Annotated in this window: 15 protein-coding genes and 3 tRNA genes; 8 read left to right on the forward strand and 10 right to left on the reverse strand. The window is 44.0% G+C overall.

The window, feature by feature from the left end; all coding sequences use genetic code 11:
* Nucleotides 1-2: 2 nt before the first annotated feature.
* Together TW84_RS07625 and TW84_RS07630 are read right to left on the reverse strand one after the other, a co-directional pair.
* Entirely contained in the window at nt 3-1,133 is a 1,131-nt protein-coding gene (locus TW84_RS07625) for an exonuclease SbcCD subunit D (protein WP_045975065.1), read from the reverse strand.
* An 83-nt stretch (nt 1,134-1,216) separates the two neighbouring features.
* A complete protein-coding gene (locus tag TW84_RS07630; protein ID WP_045975066.1) occupies nt 1,217-2,305 on the reverse strand; it encodes a ketoacyl-ACP synthase III in 1,089 nt (362 codons plus the stop codon).
* Nucleotides 2,306-2,480: 175 nt separating this feature from the next.
* On the opposite strand from TW84_RS07630, the gene trxC reads away from it, so the two are divergent.
* Both trxC and TW84_RS07640 read left to right on the forward strand, forming a co-directional pair.
* Nucleotides 2,481-2,915 (forward strand): thioredoxin TrxC, encoded by a 435-nt coding sequence (trxC, locus tag TW84_RS07635; protein ID WP_045975067.1) that lies wholly within the window; start codon nt 2,481-2,483, stop codon nt 2,913-2,915.
* Between the two features lie 199 nt (nt 2,916-3,114).
* On the forward strand, nt 3,115-4,275 hold the full coding sequence (locus TW84_RS07640; protein ID WP_045975114.1) for an MFS transporter: 1,161 nt from the start codon (nt 3,115-3,117) through the stop codon (nt 4,273-4,275).
* A gap of 29 nt (nt 4,276-4,304) precedes the next feature.
* On the opposite strand, the gene TW84_RS07645 is transcribed toward TW84_RS07640, so the two are convergent.
* Complete coding sequence (locus TW84_RS07645) at nt 4,305-4,499, reverse strand: hypothetical protein (RefSeq protein WP_240457323.1); 195 nt, start codon at nt 4,497-4,499, stop codon at nt 4,305-4,307.
* A 108-nt stretch (nt 4,500-4,607) separates the two neighbouring features.
* Here TW84_RS07645 and TW84_RS07650 point away from each other — a divergent pair, with 108 nt between their 5' ends.
* From TW84_RS07650 to TW84_RS07660, 3 genes are all read left to right on the forward strand, one after another.
* Nucleotides 4,608-5,045, forward strand: a complete 438-nt coding sequence (locus TW84_RS07650) for a DUF4174 domain-containing protein (RefSeq protein ID WP_045975068.1) — start codon at nt 4,608-4,610, stop codon at nt 5,043-5,045.
* A 711-nt stretch (nt 5,046-5,756) separates the two neighbouring features.
* Nucleotides 5,757-6,992 (forward strand): alpha-xenorhabdolysin family binary toxin subunit A, encoded by a 1,236-nt coding sequence (locus TW84_RS07655; protein ID WP_045975069.1) that lies wholly within the window; start codon nt 5,757-5,759, stop codon nt 6,990-6,992.
* 128 nt (nt 6,993-7,120) lie between these two features.
* A complete protein-coding gene (locus TW84_RS07660) occupies nt 7,121-9,520 on the forward strand; it encodes a coiled-coil domain-containing protein (protein ID WP_045975070.1) in 2,400 nt (799 codons plus the stop codon).
* A 104-nt stretch (nt 9,521-9,624) separates the two neighbouring features.
* Here the strand turns inward: TW84_RS07660 and TW84_RS07665 are convergent.
* The 6 genes from TW84_RS07665 to TW84_RS07690 all read right to left on the reverse strand — a co-directional run bounded on the left by TW84_RS07665 (nt 9,625) and on the right by TW84_RS07690 (nt 13,887).
* Nucleotides 9,625-9,698, reverse strand: a tRNA-Cys gene (locus TW84_RS07665).
* 12 nt (nt 9,699-9,710) lie between these two features.
* Nucleotides 9,711-9,797, reverse strand: a tRNA-Leu gene (locus tag TW84_RS07670).
* A gap of 514 nt (nt 9,798-10,311) precedes the next feature.
* Nucleotides 10,312-10,385 (reverse strand) — tRNA-Cys (locus tag TW84_RS07675).
* A gap of 162 nt (nt 10,386-10,547) precedes the next feature.
* Nucleotides 10,548-10,904 (reverse strand): MmcQ/YjbR family DNA-binding protein, encoded by a 357-nt coding sequence (locus TW84_RS07680; RefSeq protein ID WP_045975071.1) that lies wholly within the window; start codon nt 10,902-10,904, stop codon nt 10,548-10,550.
* Nucleotides 10,905-10,950: 46 nt separating this feature from the next.
* On the reverse strand, nt 10,951-11,295 hold the full coding sequence (locus TW84_RS07685; protein WP_045975072.1) for a HopJ type III effector protein: 345 nt from the start codon (nt 11,293-11,295) through the stop codon (nt 10,951-10,953).
* Between the two features lie 279 nt (nt 11,296-11,574).
* Nucleotides 11,575-13,887 (reverse strand): methyl-accepting chemotaxis protein, encoded by a 2,313-nt coding sequence (locus TW84_RS07690; protein WP_045975073.1) that lies wholly within the window; start codon nt 13,885-13,887, stop codon nt 11,575-11,577.
* A 787-nt stretch (nt 13,888-14,674) separates the two neighbouring features.
* Here TW84_RS07690 and pdhA point away from each other — a divergent pair.
* From pdhA to TW84_RS07705, 3 genes are read left to right on the forward strand one after another with little or no spacing between them, the layout of a single operon-like run.
* Nucleotides 14,675-15,769, forward strand: a complete 1,095-nt coding sequence (gene pdhA, locus TW84_RS07695) for a pyruvate dehydrogenase (acetyl-transferring) E1 component subunit alpha (protein ID WP_045975074.1) — start codon at nt 14,675-14,677, stop codon at nt 15,767-15,769.
* Complete coding sequence (locus TW84_RS07700) at nt 15,762-16,745, forward strand: alpha-ketoacid dehydrogenase subunit beta (RefSeq protein WP_045975075.1); 984 nt, start codon at nt 15,762-15,764, stop codon at nt 16,743-16,745. The genes pdhA and TW84_RS07700 overlap by 8 nt, the downstream gene beginning before the upstream one ends.
* Nucleotides 16,742-17,878 (forward strand): dihydrolipoamide acetyltransferase family protein, encoded by a 1,137-nt coding sequence (locus TW84_RS07705; RefSeq protein WP_205622475.1) that lies wholly within the window; start codon nt 16,742-16,744, stop codon nt 17,876-17,878. The genes TW84_RS07700 and TW84_RS07705 overlap by 4 nt, the downstream gene beginning before the upstream one ends.
* On the opposite strand, the gene TW84_RS07710 is transcribed toward TW84_RS07705, so the two are convergent.
* The gene (locus TW84_RS07710; RefSeq protein ID WP_045975077.1) at nt 17,875-19,032 is read right to left on the reverse strand and encodes a GGDEF domain-containing protein; all 1,158 of its coding nucleotides are present in this window, start codon (nt 19,030-19,032) and stop codon (nt 17,875-17,877) included. The genes TW84_RS07705 and TW84_RS07710 overlap by 4 nt on opposite strands.
* Nucleotides 19,033-19,124: the final 92 nt, after the last annotated feature.

Raw genomic sequence — 19,124 nt, forward strand, 5'->3', positions numbered from 1 at the left:
CCTTACTGCTTTGTCAATTGTTTGATAATGCTGGTGATCGCCTGATTTTGATCTTCGGTGAGCTCACTATTTTGCGCTTCAAGAAAAAAGTCTTTGAACATATCAACTTCACTTCGCGCCAGCTTCGCCTGAGCCATTTCTTGTTCTATACCCACTAACATACCTGGCTTTTCGATATGCAGTACATTTGGGTAAACCGCACGAAGCTTTTCCATCGGATTGAGAATGGCGTGTTTGTCTAACAAACGGACCAACAAATAATCGTCATTATTCGGATCGGTTTTGCCACTGGCGATCACTTGGTCTAACTCTCCTTCGATGATTCGCATTTGATGAGGAGCAGTGAGGTCAATATGAGTGGCCGAAGCAAAGCCTTTTTCATTGAGCTCAACCAAGGTCACTCCTTTTTTCTGGTGCTGCTCTGAAAAGCTGTATTTCATGAGTGACCCCGAGTAACGAATATAGTCTTCACCTTTTTTTTGCGCCTGGTGCAGATGGCCGAGAGCGACATAGTCAAAGTCGACAAAATGTTCATGGCTGACTCTGTCTGAGCCGCCAATTGCTAAAGGACGTTCGGACTCTGACTCAATCGCACCATCAACAAAGCAGTGGCTGATCAAGACATTCTTCTGATCTGGTTTAAACTGAGACTTAATCTCTTCACTTAACAGTCGATGAGCGTCATCGTACGTTGATACAGGCTGGCCATAATGGTGACGCACTGATTCAGGATCGCTGTAAGGCATGCCATAAAAAGCCACTTCACCGATGTCCGTACTCAAAACAACGGGTTCCTTCATCTCTGCAAAATTCGAGATAATGTGTAAACCTGCCCCTTTCATTTGCGAGGAGCCAAAGCCTAATCGCTGAGCACCATCATGATTACCGGGTGTCAGAATAATGGGTAGCTTCAGCTCGTTACACACTTGACGGACAAATTCATTCATTAACTCTATCGCCGCCGTAGGCGGAACCGAGCGGTCATAGATATCTCCGGCAATCACCAGAGCATCAAGGGTATTAGATTGCAGATATTCAATCAGTTGTGCCAAAACGGCTTTTTGATCATCCAGAAGAGAAACATTGTGAAATTGGCGTCCGAGGTGCCAGTCAGAGGTGTGAAGAAACTTCATTTAAGCCCTGCATTATTCTTATCGTCTAAGGCAGGATAATACCATTCTGAACCGTCTGCTATCCAGAATGGTATTGCATTTAACTAACTTGGCGCATGCTCTTTACAAAACTTGATCGCTTCATCAAGCAACTCAAGCGCTGATTTGTCACATTCAGGTAAGGCCGCATCACTGCGCCCCAAAGGCGTTACACGGTCTCCCCATTTGATATGGCCAGCTCCCCACGTCAGTCCAGCACCAAATGCTGCCAGTAGTAAGTTATCGCCAGGTTTAACGAATCCTTCCTCCATGGCTTCACATAACGCCAGAGGTACAGTAGCCGCAGACGTATTGCCATATTTGTGGATGTTCACAAACGCTTTTTCCTGACTAATACCAGACAAATCACACAGTGTTTGAATGATGCGAATGTTTGCTTGATGCGGGATCACGACGTCGACATCTTGGGTAGATAGCTTGCTACGCGCAAGGACATTTTGAGCCGCTGAGCCCATGCCTTTAACAGCGCGCTTAAAGATTTCTTTTCCTACGAAGTTGAATTCCCAATAGCCGCTATCTGCGGCAAAGCGGTCCATTGAAGTACCAAATTTTGGTACAGAGAGAATGTCTCGCCCCTTTGAATCACAACCTAATTGAGCTTGCTGCAAGCCAACGGGTTTATCGGTTTTGCTTAGCACCACAGCACCCGCTCCATCACCAAACAAAACAGCAGTATCACGCATGGTCCAATCGATATAGAAAGACAGACGCTCCGCACCTATTACCAGAGCATTATTATAGTTACCCGCCTGAATCATGCGTGTCGCCGTCTCTAAGCTATAGAGAAAACCCGTACACGCCGCATTGAGATCAAACGCCGTTGTTCCAATCATACCAAGGTTCTGAGATACCTTTGATGCAATGTTAGGAATAAGGGAATCTGGAGAACAGGTCGCGACGATAAGTAAATCAATATCATTCGCCTCAAGACCAGCACATGCTAGCGCATGTTTGGCGGCTACCGTCGACATATCAGACGTATTAACGTGGCTGATGCGACGATTTTCAATACCGGTACGCGTACGAATCCACTCGTCTGAAGTGTCAAGGAATGTACTTAAATCATCGTTGGAGAGCGTGGTTGGCGGCACGCATTTACCCCAACCTGTTATTTCTGCGTAGAATGTTGTCATTCGAAGCCTTTTATTCTTATTTGAGCTAGCGTCTCATTCAACCTGTTCAGTAAGACGGATAGAACTCTTGGGTAAATACTATTTTCAGAGTATAACTAGCGATTATCTGTGGTGTCATCTAATTGCTAAAATAGACGTCACACTTGCGTAGAAAAACACAAACAAGAGAAAAGTCATGTCTACATTCAACACACGCTGCCCTTCTTGCTCTGGCGTAAATCGTGTTCCCAATGAACGAGTATCTGAAAGCCCGAAATGCGGTAAATGCCAATCGGATTTACTCGACGGTGCGCCGATTGAAGGAACCGAACTCAACTTTGATGCTATTTTGAACAGCAACCAACCGGTTGTCGTCGACTTTTGGGCACCATGGTGTAACCCATGTGTCGGTTTCGCGCCGGTATTTTCTGACGTCGCCAAAGAGCGAGCCAATAACGTTCGATTTGTAAAAATAGATACAGAAAGCCAGCAAAATCTCGCAGCTAAGTATCAAATTAGAAGCATTCCTACTGTCATGGTATTCAAAGATGGCAAAAGAGTCGATGTTATCAATGGCGCCTTACCTAAAGGGCAATTTGATCAGTGGCTTAATGAGGCTTTAACTAAGTAAAAGAAACAAAATGTTCCGCTCTTAAAGGCCGCCAGTCGCTACGACTAGCGGCCTTTTTTCTATCTACAGCTAAAACTCGTATCGAAAAATGATTTTTATCGACACGACTAAAATTATTCGTTTTACCCAATATCAAAATCGCTCCATAGTCGCGCCGAAATACGTTCCATTTAATACACTAACTCAAGAGGCTACGACGTTGGAAAACATTCTTGCTCCTGCACCAAAAGCTCGCATCTCAGTACCTGTTATCGCGCTGGCTCTTTATGCGGTAGCATCAGGCTATTTAATGAGCTTGATCCCATTGATGCTACCGGAATACGGGCTACACAGCTCGTTGGCCAGTTGGTTAGCCAGTGTTTTCTATGCCGGTCTTTTAGTTGGTGCGATTGCGATTGAACCGTTAGTCACTCGATTAGGCCACAAGAGCGCTTTTGTTCTTTGTTTAAGTATTTTTATCACGACCATTTTCGCGTTACCGATATTTACCAACTCAGTGGCATGGATGTGTGCACGCTTTTTGGCCGGTATCTCTGTTGCTGGCGTATTCGTTATCGTTGAATCATGGTTGCTGCATGGCGACGAAGCGGCAAGAGCAAAACGTCTTGGCCTGTATATGGCAGCATTGTACGGTGGCAGCGCAATTGGCCAATTGGGCATTGGGGTATTGGGCGTTAACGGTGGCGTGCCTTTTATTGCCATCTTGACTCTATTGCTACTCGCTATCGTGGTTTTGCTGTTTGGAGAAACCGATCAGCCACAATCTGCGCATACGAGCAATCTATCATTTAAGCAGATCACCAGATTAAGCCATGCGGCGATTATTGGTTGCATTGTTTCTGGCCTGATTCTTGGCGCTATTTACGGCTTAATGCCATTGGAACTGGCGCAGCAAGGTATTGACACTGACGATTTGGGCGGGTTGATGGCACTTGTCATTCTTGGTGGTATGGCCGTTCAACCCATGGTGCCATGGATGTCGAAATATTTTGGTCGAACCTTGTTGATGGCATTCTTCTGCCTACTCGGCGCTGCGTCTATTAGCTTAATTATGCTGGACGAGAACATCCGTGTTTTAGCCGTTAGCCTATTTTTGCTAGGCGTTGCTGCTTTTGCTCTGTACCCGATCGCAATCAATCTAGGCTGCGACAAATTGGACTCGCAGTACATTGTTTCAGCAACACAAGTCATGCTGTTCAGCTATAGCTTGGGATCCGTTTTCGGCCCAATCATTGCGGGCTGGTACATGTCTGGTGATCACGGATTAATGGGCTACCTGTTCGCGATACTGCTGGCAACTTGCCTATATATGCTTGTTGCTAGCATCAAGACGAAACACCAAGCTATCGCTGGTGAATGAATCAATCCTTATGCCGGTTAGTAGTCCCTCTAATCGGCTTTTCGGGCAATGCCCTGAACTCGACGAATCGCGAGCATAGTGTTACGAATATAGTCGACAGCATCGCCGTATTTGTCACCCACAAAGCGAAGGAAGCCTTCCGTGTTGTAGAGTGACAGTATAAAGGTTGCATCTCCCTCGGTTGGTAAGCGCAGTTTCCAACGGCGAGTTTCTAGATTTTCCATATCAGTTACTTACATATTACTCAGGTAAATGGTGAGCTTACCACCTACACTTAACGTAGAAAGTGATTGAGGTTTAGAAGCTCAATTGTTGTTTCACGGAGGCCAATTATGCGCTGTTTGATTCTCATTTTACTGCTTATTCAGAGTATTGGGCTTGCGTGGAGTTATCCGGCCTACTCACCAAAATGGGCTCATAGAAGCGTCATTTACTTCGCACCAACCAATGACGAACATGTGAAGCAGTTTTTACTTGAGACCCTAATCAATGAATGCGAACTTTCCGACCGAGACGTTATCACTTTAGTCGTCACTCAAGATGGGTTTACCATTCCCACTTGGGTCAAGAACGAGTTTAACTTACTCAGTATGTTTAGAGTTTATGATGTTGAACCAGGTACACATACCGCAATATTGATTGGAAAAGACGGTTCAGAAAAATTGCGTTGGGGCAAAGCAACGGATTGGGAAAACATTAAACAAACCATTGATCGTATGCCAATGCGTCAGCGCGAAATAAAGCAGAGGCCAAGCCCCTGCTCTGCATAATTAAATGAAAAACAAACTCCAGTCGCTCACTTTTGTTCACTGGGTTCACTCGCCCAACTTCAAACTCGAGTTGACAAGTCAGCACCATTTTTTTCACGTCACCCACTGATAGCCGTTGTGGCTCGCTTTCGTAGATATCTCAAAAGGTTAACGCTCCAATGCGAGGGCATTAATTCATAATAATGTAATATGCTGATGTTAGTTTTCTACTCAAAGATTACCTATCTGGTAGGAATTTAACCTTTGATTATTAAAAAGCAAAAGCGATTTATTTAAATGAAGCCACTCTAATAACCATAATTAAAATGTAGGTATACAGATATTTAAAACACTTGTTTAATTCATGGATTAATAAAAAAATTAAAAATAATATTTCTATCATTTAAAGGTTTTCTTATAAACAAATACAACTAACGAGACCTTTATTTTCAAAGCCTGCCATTTATTTAACGTTTACTAATTTATATATTACTAAAATCAATGAGAACAAACATTGCTCATTAAATTGCATTTAATGTGATCTATAGCGCATTCTAATTAATTCCATTGCTATAGATTTATCCAAAAAATAAAAGGAGATTATTAAACAAACGACTAAAGGTTGATATTTTCAAACAACACAGATTACTAGAAATATAAAACTCTACCCTTCAGTTACTTATAAAGGCTTTTAATGTCAGGGTTGAGTACAAATAAAAATAAGGTATTAGAATGAAAAAAATAAAACAGCCACTTCTGTTATCAACACTTTGCTTGAGCTTGATCACGGCCGGTGCTCACGCTTCTACGTCCTATCAGGCACTGTCTCCAAATTCTGCTGAGCAGCAAATCGGCCAGATCAGTTATGACACCATTCTGGGTGAGAATGGTGCCTTTATCGATTTAGATACCGATGAGTTCGTTTTAAATCAAAAAGAGTGGTTCCAGATTCAAACCTATGTTGAAGGTGCTTTGTCATTGCCAATTACAGAGGCGAGCATGAAATCAGCATTTGATATCGCTGATGATGTACCGTTTTCAAACTTCAAAGCCCTGATTGAACAATACAGCAAAGTTCACGCAGAAGCGTTTTACTGGAAACAGGACCTCTACCCCGACATTGTCGATTTAGCCTTGTCTCTATCCAATTATAACGATATTCAGAAGTACATGTTAAACCCTCTGAGCGATCAACTCACTGTCATCCTCAACAAGTCTTTTTCTCCTCTACCCGCAGATGTTCAGGCAGTTGAGCAAGCACGCCAGCTTTCTATTGCGTATTTAAACGCTTTAAAAAACTTCTCAGTGAATAATCAACAGAAGGTGCAAAAAGCCAGTGAAGACTTGCTGACGTTCTCTACCAAGATTGAAGAGCAGAAGTTGCAATTAGATGTATTAAAAAGCACTCACAGTGGTTATTTGGAAGATGATGGCAGCGAACTACAACAAAGAGTGAATGACCTAAACAATCGTATCGACCAACTCAATAAAGATTACTCTCACTATGTGACTGTTGCCGCAACAGCCGTGACTTACGTTTGGTTCCCTGCTGTCGCCATTCCTATCATGGGTGTTTATGGTGACAAAGCAGAGAAGGCAAGAAAACTCCGTAACCAACTTCAGGATGAAGCGAAGGTACTTGAGGCCCAACTGTCTACCACTCAAAAGGTCTATAACTCTTACACTCGTTCAACAGAAAGCATCAAGATCATTTCAAGCAAAATCGAAAATGCGATCCCTTATGTGAACAAGCTAAAGCTTCACTGGCAGAAGATGAATACCGACTTCGATTCGTTAATCGTCGCGCTTGAAGCCGCGGAGTCAAATGCTGAAGTTCTGCAATCTAATGCGGTTCTAGCCGCAGCTGGAGCAATGGCAAACACTGCAGTTGCAGAACAAAACTGGAACACTATCAGCGAAAAAGCGAAAACATTCGCTAACAACGCGTACATTCAAAAAGCCGAATAGCCCTATTCCGGCATAAACCCATAACGGGATTCAGTCCCTAAACCGCTTCCCCACCCTCGCTTATGCGCTGGGTGCGGGAAACCCTACCCAAAAATCTTTATTGGGTAGCACCTCATAAGGAAATAAAAATGAAAAAAATCCTTGCACTTGCTGTGACCACAGCAATATCAAATGGGGTTATGGCCTCAGATTGGCTCGACATTAATAACCTACCTGCAAACACACAATACCCAGCGTGGCTTGATAGCCCGTACTCAAAAACAGACTCAGTCACTCGTTCAACATCTGATCTGTATATCAATCTTAAGCAATGGATAACACAGCAAAACCTCTATCAAACTAAACCAACCCAACTCTTTATTTTTGCTGACACAATCGACGTGACCGACAACTTCAACCTGGTGATGAACAACCAGAGCATTGTTATCTTTGCACGTAAGATTGTTGGTAATGGCACCCCTACTTTCGTCCTTGGCCAACAAGGCGCGGCGGCTTCCATTACAGTAATCGCAGAGGAAGTGGAAACGCCGTTTAATGTACTCGCTTTCACCCCAGAAGGAGGCGTTACTGCCGACACAATTGGAACCAGCGAGAATACGGGCACTTCCATCATTCTCTCTGGCGAGCATTATATCAAACAACAGCTAACCGATGATCTTGCCGCCAACTTTCAGCTAGCAAAATCGCAATTTTCTGACATTGTAAACCGTTCATTCGACATGGCTCTCAGCCTATATGACGAACAGCCGCAGACCAGTTTAGCCTTACTGAACTGGGTTGAACGCAGCATGCGCCATGCAGGCGCGACAGTGTCCGATGACCCATTACTGACGGATCTCTACTTTCAAACTGTTGCGTTCAAACAGTTTACTGATTTGAGTAGTCGGTCGGATAACTTCGTACCTTATCTTGACCGCTCGCTGTATCAGGAAAAATACAGAGCGTATCTCAATGCCATGATTGCTTTTGAACAAAAGCGAGATATTGTGACAAGCCGAAACACTCAGGTCGAAGATAAAATTGAAAACGCTCAGCTTGCTCTGGGCAATATCGAAGACGTCCTGCAATCTCAGAATGCTGTCGTCGAGCAGTCAGAGCAGAATATCTCCAAGCTGATTGATAGTGTCTCTGAGGTGGAAAGTCAGTATAAAACTCAGGAGCTTACAGCACTAAGTGCTCGTAGTAACTACCTGTATGGTGTTGAGGTATGGAAAACTCAACAGCAGCTTAACGCGGCGTTAGCGATATTCAAAGCAATCGCAGAAATTGGTAGTGCAGTGAGCGGTGTATTCACTGGAAACTTATCAGGGATTAATGATATGACGGAGCAGCTGGCTAAAACTCCCGAAGCCCTTGATAAAGCGAAAAATCTAGTAACTAACGTTAAAAATGTAACCGGGATTATCGACAATATAACCAAAACCGTCGCCGGGATTGCTTCCTTGACCAACGAAGTAAAGTCGACAATTAGGATACAGCGTATCTCGGAGAAAATGGATTCTTTCGATTTCGCGGTGCCATCTTTGAGTGAAAGTAACTTAGCTTGGGATCTTATGATCGCTGAGGTTAGGAGCAATCTACGATACGCGGATTCTCTTGGCATTAGAGGGGCACGCGTATATCTACTTGAGTTAGAAAAGCAAGTCCTACTAGGAAAAGCAATCAATGCTTCCCAGCTAAACCTAGTACAAGAGCAAGCGAAACTGGTCGATCTCCTGTTAACACGCAAAGTGACCATTAACCAGAAAGAGCGCCTGAATCATCTGATTGCAAATGCAAACCAAGATAGTGACGCACTGAAAAAAGTAGAACAGGAATTATCTCGCGTTTCATTGCACTTTAAACGTCCTATGTATGTAGCGCTTTCAAATTACGTTGCAGCCTACGAATATTGGGCACTGAAAAAAAGCGATATCAAACCCAGCCTGAGCAAGTCCTATCTAGATTATCAATTTGATTTAGCGGCGATTGAAAACGAGTATGTCAATGCACTAAATCGTTTCCAACCTGCGCCACAGGACTTCAACATCGATAACTTTGTCATTGACGATACGAAACAAATTGAAGCTCTAGCTAAGACGGGAGAGTTTAACTTCAACATCCCACTTGAACAATCACAGTTTTGTGCGTTTGACCGAGTCAGGCTCGACAAGATCCGCGTCTTCTTTGAGGGTGAGAATCTTCCTTATGGGAAGCAGTTCAATCTGACGATTTCAAATGGTGGCAACTATTACGATAGATTTGGACAAGAGGAATTCAAGTTTAGTGCTAATCCATTAACAAGAGCTTTCTACTACCGTCTCGATGATGCGTTAAGCAACCAGGTCAGTATCATCACAGACGGGGCTTTGTCGAATAAATTCGCTTATGCCTACTTTGAGCCAACTCCCTTTACGAGCTGGAACGTAGCTCTCAATAACTTTGATCACAATAACGCAGACAACAATCAGTACCTTCATTCTGTCAAACGTTTAAGAATTGAGTTTTCTGGCAGCGGCATACCAAACGGAAGAGGTTGTTCAAACTGAGAAGAATAGAGGTAATCAATAAAAAATCACTATCTGAAATGATTTTTTCGATACGCAGATACAAAAAAACCAGCCGGAGCTGGTTACTGTATTCTCGTAGAGAATGGAGGCGCGTCCCGGAGTCGAACCGAGGTCCACGGATTTGCAATCCGCTGCATAGCCACTCTGCCAACGCGCCTCATTTTTTAGATGGTGCCCCGGGCCGGACTTGAACCGGCACAGCGCGAACGCCGAGGGATTTTAAATCCCTTGTGTCTACCAATTCCACCACCAGGGCAACGCAATCATGCGATGGTAACACCATCTCTCATCGGACTTCGCCGTGAGAACGAGGCGTACTTTAACGGATTGAGATTTAAGGTCAATAGAAATTTTATCTTTTTTATTCAACCGGTTAAAATCCAAACTCTGCGGTACAATTGGCGATCATTTTGCACAAAAGATGCCCGTCATATTTGTTTTTCAAACGCACTAAAATATAACATCAAGTATTCAGTACTTGCTAAACCATGCTGATAATGGAACACCACGCGGCAAATTTACCAAAGCGACTAACATCGAAATGACAACAGGTTAGTAAACACTGCCTATTTTGTGTCCAGTAGATAACGAAGCTTTTGCGAGGTAGGCTTCGAGTAAAAGCGGCGAATAATAAAGTAAAGCAATCGCCAATTATGAACTCGTGATTAAACCTATATGCAGTATGTACTTTACCTTAAAAAATTAAGGCATTGATCAAACAAGAGAATGAGATATTGATTAGAAATGTTACAAGAATAGAAGAAAAAGAATGGAGGCGCGTCCCGGAGTCGAACCGAGGTCCACGGATTTGCAATCCGCTGCATAGCCACTCTGCCAACGCGCCTTTTCTTTTAACGCTTTAGTTACCCACCGCTGCGTTCGATGCATACTTTACGGATTGAGCGATGAGAGTCAAATAAAAATACCTAATTGCGGATTGTTTGCTGATATTTAAATCAAATGGTTGATTAATTGATCTAACTTCAACGTTTGGTGTCACTCAACTCTAGTCGAAGCCCAATATTACTCTTTGTGCCTTTGGCAATTTACTGACAATCAGCGCATAAGAACGTTCGCAAAGATCCTGAATTAAACCATCTTCAACGTCACCAGGATAATACACGGTCACCCAATGCTTTTTATTAGTGTGATATCCAGGGGTGATGTCTGCGAATTGGGATGTTAGAACTTCGCCATCTGCGGGCTTTACTTTCACTGTGACGTATTCACGCCCTTCCCTCATCGACAGAATAGCAAACATTTTGTCTCGCACTTTGTAGACGCGCGCTTCAGGGCCAAAAGGATAACTAGAATCTACACTCATAAAGGTGTCTAGATAATCAGAAAGCTGTTTGTTGTCCATTGTCGTTTACCCACATAAAAAAGGAGCGCTAACGCCCCTCAGTTAATCACTTAGCAACAAGTGCCTCTGATTCAAATTCAATACCTTGCCAGCCAAACTTAATAAAGTTGCGGATATTGGCGTGATCTTCTCCATCTGGGTTCTGAAGCACGTCTTCACGATAAAAACGACCAAAGCACGCCAATGTGTCCTGTTCAGACAGTAGATTCAACTGAGCGAACGCGAATATCTTGCACGAACCATTATTCTGGTTAGCTGCATTGTTTGTTTCTCCATTGATGAATGCCGTTGGGATAAACTCATAATTCGCGTCTATTACAGCCATGGTTTGCTCAAACTCTACCTCAGTTGGATTGTGGTTCAACTGTTCTATAAATTCACCTAGTTTCATTTTTTACTCCCGTTCAAACAGAGTAAGTCTATGATATTGCTCTTCCATACAAAAGGTGCTGTTGATTAAAATCTCTATGATGGCGCTCATTATTAAACTTAGGCAACATCATGCTAGGAATCGTTCATGGTCAACACACAGCATTATTTCATTGAGTCAGACAATTCAACGACTATCAAAGTGGTAGGAAACAGTTAATCTACTGGGGCTACAGCGGTAGCCATCGTCGAGTTAAGAAATAAAAGGCCGACGTCCTGTGAGTCGGCCAATTGCCTATGATTAGTACTTAAATTGTGACACTGCTTCATTGAGCTGCTCAGCTTGAGAAGATAAACCTTGCAACACATGGTCCACATCACTGACCTGAGTAGACACAGCAGAAGATGCGTCCGCAATTGAGGTAATACTGCCACTGATTTCATCGGTTACCGCTTTTTGCTCCTCAGTTGCAGCAGCGATTTGTATGTTCATCTCATTCAGGTCATTAAGCATAGTGACTATCTGCTCAAGCATACCTGCATTTTGCTCACACGTATCCACCCCTTGCAACACCGTTCCATTGGCATTTTCAATACTGTTTGAAACTTCATTGGTTTCACGCTGTAACGCTTCAATTTTTTCACGAATTTCTTCCGTTGATGACTGTGTTCGACCAGCAAGAGAACGAACTTCATCTGCCACAACCGCAAACCCACGTCCCTGTTCACCCGCACGCGCCGCCTCAATAGCGGCATTGAGCGCCAATAGGTTTGTTTGCTCGGCAATTCCCTGAATCACATCGAGAACCTCAGCAATCGAGTTACTTTCGTTGTGCAAACGCCCAATCGCCTCAACAGCGGTTTTCATCTCTTCATTGAGACGAGAAATCTCGTTGCCGAGATCACGGCCTACTCCGACGCCCTCACTGCCTTTATCATTGGCATTCTTCACAAACTCAGCAGCTCGGCTGGCAAACTGAGCCACTTCAGAGATAGAGGCACTCATTTGATTAACAGCGGTAGCGACAGACTCAGTTCTTCGGTTCTGGTCTTGGACAGCATCACGAGCACTGTTCATATTGCCGGTCATACTGTGCGTATTGTGGTTCAGATTCTCGGTTGCTTCAGCGAATTTTCGTATAATATCCTGCAAATGAGAAAACAGAGAATTGAGCGAAACAGACAAATCTGTCATTTCATCTTTGCCCTCGACCGTTAACCTTTCGGTCAGATCATTTTCTCTACTTATTCGTTGAATTTTCTCACTTGCCACACGGATTGGTTTTGCAATACTGTTGCCAAGAAAGTACGAAACACAGACAGCAGCAATTACGCCGACAATAATACTGGTTAACACAGTAACAATCTTCGTCTGAACCAGTGCGTCAAGGTCAGCGAAAGCTTCTGCTTTATCTATCTCTGTCACAATTGCCCATTGCAAGCCCGCAGCATCTAAAGGTGAATAGGCTGACAACACTTCTATACCACGGTAATCCTCAATCACCTCAGACCCACTTTGCCCGCGAAGCGCCGCTTTTACACTTGCCGTATTAACGCTCTGTCGACCAATCGCTGAAGATTTGCCTTGTATCTGTTCCATAACACCTTGCGATACACCTAATGCTTTAAGCTCTTCAAAATAAAGTTCGGGTTCTTCAAGCAGAAAACGGGATTCACTGCGTAGCAAGTTATCTGGACCAACGAGATAGGTTTCGCCAGAGTTGCCCAATCCCGCATGACGCCAGTTTTCACCAAAAGTCATAATCCTATTTATCTCATCTACAGGCATCTGAAAGATGAGAACACCAATGGTTTGGTTGTCAATCTTTATCGGTGTGGAGATAAATGAAGCAGCAGCCTCATAGGAAGGGAAATAGGGAGCGAAATCTTCAAGATGGTACTGAGTTGCACTTTTACCTAGCGCATTTTTAAACGCGTTAGCGATACCACTACCTGCATAAGGACCAGAGTTCAAGTTTGTCGCATAATCCAGTTCTTTGAAAACCGAATAAACGACGTTTCCATTTGTGTCGACGAGAAAAATATCATAATAGCCAAACTCTTCCAGAAATCCTTTGATGCTTGGATGATATTTGCTGTGCACTTGGTCGTATTCAGTCCCTAGCGAATCAACCATCATCTTGTGTTTCTCGCCAAGTGGATTTGGGTTAACCCCAATATAACGCGCCTGTAGCGCCTTGGCTCTGGGAGACAGCATATTGAGCTTTTGTAACGCATTCGCTGAGTCACCACCGTTAACCGTTCGATAATTCATTCCAAAACTGGAGGTGTAATAATTCGAAAGTGTCGACAGATCACTAGCGCTGACCAAATCGACGGGATAACGCTTAAACGTATCTTTGAACGCGATCATCGCATCTCTCACACCAATAGAATGAGCGGTGGTCAATAACTGTCCCCTAATAAGCTGAAAGTAATTCTCTATCTCGCTTCTCTTGTTTTCTCGAATGGAAGTCAATTGACTTGTAGCGCGCTGATAGAGCGCTTGCTCCGACAAATCAGATGCCTTCCACCCAACAAAAGTTCCTGTCGAGATAATCGCGATACTGCACAATAGGGTTGAAGCCAAAACTATTTTAGTGGCAATCTTCATAACCAAACCTCTTCGCAGAGAGTCCTTCTCCGCTTCTGTTTATCCGAAGAATTTTGCCAACCGACGTACGATTTATATGCACTTAGTGATATAATTGTAATCATAAATAAATAAACTTTCGATTTAGATCACGATAAAAATTGCAATCATGGCGGTTATCTAAAAAGGTCGTCTCACTAACCAGATGAAAACAAATAAGAATAATCCAAATATCCCACCGGTTTAGCGTTAGAAAAAAATCTGGTATAACCTGTCATTTCACATAGTCTGATTAGAACAGACAGTAATTAATAATTGATTCAATCAGTTGTCAGGTATCCACTTCGAACAGAGATAAATTTGGACAACAAAACTGCGCACTCTCGGCCAACTTTGACTCTGCTTTTGGCATCAAAAAGAAGTTATTTCGATAATTTTTGCAAAAAATTCCAGATAATATTCTAGTAAGATTCCTTAAATCGATAGTGAATATTGTCATGTTTGGTCATTTGCAATTGAAAAAACCAGTACTTTCATCTGTTTTTTAACCTTTGTAAGAAATAGTTTACTCCTGAAAAATGGCTCAGATCAGGCGAAATTTAACAAATTGGTTACACTTAGATCAACTGGTAAAACCGACATTCATCACTGGTTTATTTATCTTTAACAGTGTGATAAGTCATTTATGGCAACTTCTATAGAATAGTATTTCATATTAAGAGAAAACTCAGAATGTCATAAATAAGGTTTTGCCCGGAGGATGTTAATTAATTGCTGCCATAGAATGCAGAGCAACAAGGAGCTTGAGATGAACGTTCAGGCCTTACCCATGAATCGATTTCTCGATCATCATGGTCAAGTCGTTAAACCACTTCCTGAGTGGGCCGATGCTGCAACACTGAAAAAGTTCTACTGCGACATGGTTGTCGCACGCACCTACGACAACAAAGCTGTCGCCTTACAAAGAACAGGAAAGCTAGGAACCTACCCTTCACACTTAGGAGCAGAGGCGTTTGGAATTGCCATAGGCCACGCCCTTCGTGTACAGGATGTCTTTATCCCTTACTACCGTGATATGCCTGCCATGTGGGTTCGCGGTATAGGTATGGAAAAAAATCTTCAATATTGGGGAGGTGATGAGCGTGGTAGCGATTTCTGTCCAGATGAAAATAATCTAACATGCCGAGACTTACCTTTCTGCGTCCCTATAGCTACGCAATGTACCCACGCCGTCGGCGTCGCTGCAGCATTGAAAATTGAAGGCGACCGCAATGCTGCGCTCGTCACTTGTGGCGATGGTGCAACTTCCAAGGGAGATTTCCTTGAGTCTGTCAATTGCGCGGGCACCTGGAACATCCCACTCGTGTTTGTCGTCAACAACAACCAGTGGGCCATCTCAGTGCCACGATCACTGCAATGTGCAGCTGATTTTCTCTCCGAGAAAGCCAGTGGAGCCGGAATCCCTGGCATCACTGTCGATGGCAATGATGTCATCGCCATGTACGATGCAGTGTCAACAGCACTAGACCGAGCGAGAAAAGGCAAAGGAGCAACACTCATTGAAGCGGTAAGCTACCGACTCAGTGACCATACCACCGCCGATGACGCTAGCCGCTATCGCAGCAAAGATGAGCTCAATCAGGCGTGGCAATATGAACCCATTCTTAGGCTAAAAAACTACCTTATTGATCAAGGACACTGGTCTGAAGAAGAAGAGCAAGAACTGCTTCTGCAAGCCAAAGCTGAAGTCGAAAAAGCGGTCGAGCGTTATCTTAACTTACCGCCTCAAGCACCTGAGTCTGCTTTTGATTACTTATATGAATCCCCAGTCACAGAGCTAAACAAGCAAAGAGACGAACTGATCAACAAAGCGATGCGAATGCAGGGAGGCAAAAATGTCTGAGATTACACTAGTTGAAGCAGTAAACCTCGCTTTGCACCATGAAATGAGCAAGGATTCCAAGGTCGTTTTACTGGGGGAGGATGTCGGTGACAATGGTGGTGTCTTTCGCGCTACGGTTGGCTTAAAAGAAAAATTCGGTTTCAAGCGAGTTATCGACACACCTCTTGCAGAAGCACTTATCGGCGGGGTCAGTGTTGGTATGGCCACTCAGGGGCTACGTCCTGTGGCTGAGTTTCAATTCCAAGGATTTGTTTTCCCAGCTATGGAACATCTAATGTGCCACGCTGCACGTATGCGCAACCGGACACGTGGTCGTTTAACCTGTCCAGCCGTTTTCCGAGCCCCATTTGGTGGCGGTATCCATGCACCGGAACACCACTCGGAGAGTATCGAGGCTCTATTTGCCCACATTCCTGGCTTTCGAGTAGTAATTCCTTCCTCTCCACAACGTGCCTACGGACTGCTGTTGGCCGCAATCCGCAGCAACGATCCAGTAATGTTTTTTGAACCAAAACGTATTTATCGCACAGTGAAATCTAATGTCGTTGATAATGGTGAGGCTCTTCCTTTGGACAGCTGCTTTACGTTACGCAAAGGACGCGATGTCACTTTAGTGACGTGGGGAGCTTGCGTAGTTGAGTCACTGCAAGCAGCACAAGCTCTCTCTGAACAGGGTATTGAAGCTGAAGTGATTGATTTAGCCAGCATCAAGCCTATCGACATGGATACTATTTTGAAATCCTTAGACAAAACAGGTCGCTTACTTGTCGTCCATGAAGCGAGTAAAACCTGCGGGGTTGGTGCAGAGATCATCGCTCGAGCAGCTGAACATGCGATGTGTAATCTCAAAGCGCCACCGAAACGTGTTACAGGCATGGACACGGTTATGCCTTACTATCGAAATGAAGACTATTTTATGATTCAGGAAGAAGACATTGTTATTGCAGCAAAAGAACTCGTGGAGGGATGGAAATGAGATCATTTTTACTGCCAGATCTTGGTGAAGGACTTGCAGAGTCGGAAATAGTGCAATGGCACGTCAATGTCGGTGACATGGTCGAAGTTGACCAGATCATTTTGACCGTTGAGACCGCAAAAGCCGTCGTCGAAGTGCCCGCACCATACAGTGGTAAGATAGTAAGTCGCCATGGCGAAGAAGGTGATGTGATCAACATTGGCAGCCTTTTACTTGAAATCGAACAAGAAGGTGCTGCACAAAAATCAGAATCAAAACAAAAAGATGCTGCTACGGTAGTCGGCAACGTATCAAGTCAAACTCACCAAGTCGATGTTGACGATTTTTGGATCGGCGCCTCACACAATACTAGCGAAGGTTCACCCGTCACGGCTATGCCTTCTGCACGTTTGCTCGCGAAGAAGTTGGGAGTGGACCTTCTTCAAGTAGAAGGTAGTGGTCATGGTGGCCTGATCACCGACGCCGATATTTATGAAGAGGCAGGTAAGCAACAACCAGGAACTGAAGTGCTCAAAGGTGCGCGTCGAACCATGGCTGGAACCATGGCTGAATCGCACCACAACGTCGCGTCTGTCACCATTACAGAAGAAGCCCTGTTGGAAAACTGGAATAAAGGCGAAGACATTTCTGGGCGTCTCATCCAGGCCGTCGTATATGCATGTGAACAAGAGCCAGCACTCAATGCTTGGTTTGATGCTGAAACTATGACTCGCTGTGTGCATAGCACGGTGAACATAGGCATTGCTGTCGATAGCAGTCATGGGTTATATGTGCCTGTTTTACGCAACGCCAACGAAGTAAAAACGGAAGACATACGCTCTTGGCTCAATGAAACAGTGACTGGCATCCGTGACCGTAAAATCGGACGTGAACAGTTGCAGCACGGTACCATTACTCTCTCTAACTTTGGTGCGATTGCAGGTATCTACGCGACGCCGGTCGTCTCTCCACCTCAGGTCGCGATTGTGGGTGCAGGTCGCATCATTGAAAAAGTGGTAATGCGAAATAATGAAGCCGTGGCTGTAAAAGCTATGCCTCTCTCTGTCACCTTTGATCATAGAGCTTGTACAGGCGGCGAAGCCGCTCGTTTTACCAAGCTACTGGTTGAACACTTGGAGAAGAAATTAGACTAAGTTCTCGCCGTAACCTGATTACGGCCATTTTCCTTAGCGTTATAGAGTGCCTGATCTGCGCGCTCTATAACGCTTTCCCAATCGTCATCCCCATTGAACTGAGTGACACCAAAGCTCGCCGTACAAGACTCAACGTTCGTAGGTAACATCCTCGCTCTTTTTATCGCTTCTCGGAGTTTCTCTGCCACAATGACCGCATTATCCACATCAGTATTAGGCAAGAGTACCAAGAACTCCTCGCCGCCATAGCGAAAACTTAAGTCATCTTTTCGAGTTTGCAGGATTAATAACTTACCCGTTGTGCGTAACACACGATCTCCTGCCTGGTGACCGTAGGTATCGTTCACTTTTTTAAAATGATCAATATCAAGCAGCAACACAGACAACGGCTGCCTGTGCCGACTTGATCTGGCTAACTCTTTTGGCAGTAATTCTTCCAACGCTCGACGATTATAAAGCTGAGTCAACTCATCTTTGATCGATGTGTCATAAATTGTCGCGACGAGTCGCCCAGTAAGCATCCACGTCACTGAAAATCCGACAAAAACAATCATCAGCAATGTGCTAACAAAAGCCAACTGATGTGCAATACCCGAAATCATGAAATCGTCAATCTGTTGTTCAAACAGCGTCCAAGTAAAGCGAAATAAATTGTAGCCACCCTGAGTCGCCAGCCCGAACGAGAGCAAAAATTTGGAGGGAGTAATATCTGTGCTTTGCCCTTTTTGATTGGCAAGTATCGCAATAAAACACAAACTAGAAACATAAATGGTCATCAAAATGACACGTGCATTGGTCGACGGCATAAAAAACGTAAAATATGTCAGTCCGATGACCAATATCGGAAAACTATAGAAGCCGATATTGGCCATGACCCTAGGGAACCGCCTAAACTGGCATACGCCCAATAATAAAATGATGTAACTAAAAGCCATCAAGGAGTTGGCGAGTATCTTGGAAACCCAGTGAGTAATTTGGTTGCCAAAACTCAAGAGAAGAAAACTGATGGAGAGAAGCAGAAGTGCAGAGGCAATCGTGCTGATCCCTCTAACGGTAGGCTGAAGTTGTTGAATCAATAACAACCCTATGCAATAGCACAAAGACAACAAAACACAGATGATGGACAAGGTAGTGATATCTAAGTGTATGCCCATAGAGCCTCTCCCACTATGCAGCTAATAGCTACAGTTTAGGAGAGATATCGGTTATTTACTTATAAAAACGCCCACTCAATGAGCAGGCGTTC

Origin of the sequence: Vibrio neptunius (assembly GCF_000967495.1) — a bacterium.
In the GTDB taxonomy this organism is placed as follows: Bacteria; Pseudomonadota; Gammaproteobacteria; order Enterobacterales; family Vibrionaceae; genus Vibrio; species Vibrio neptunius.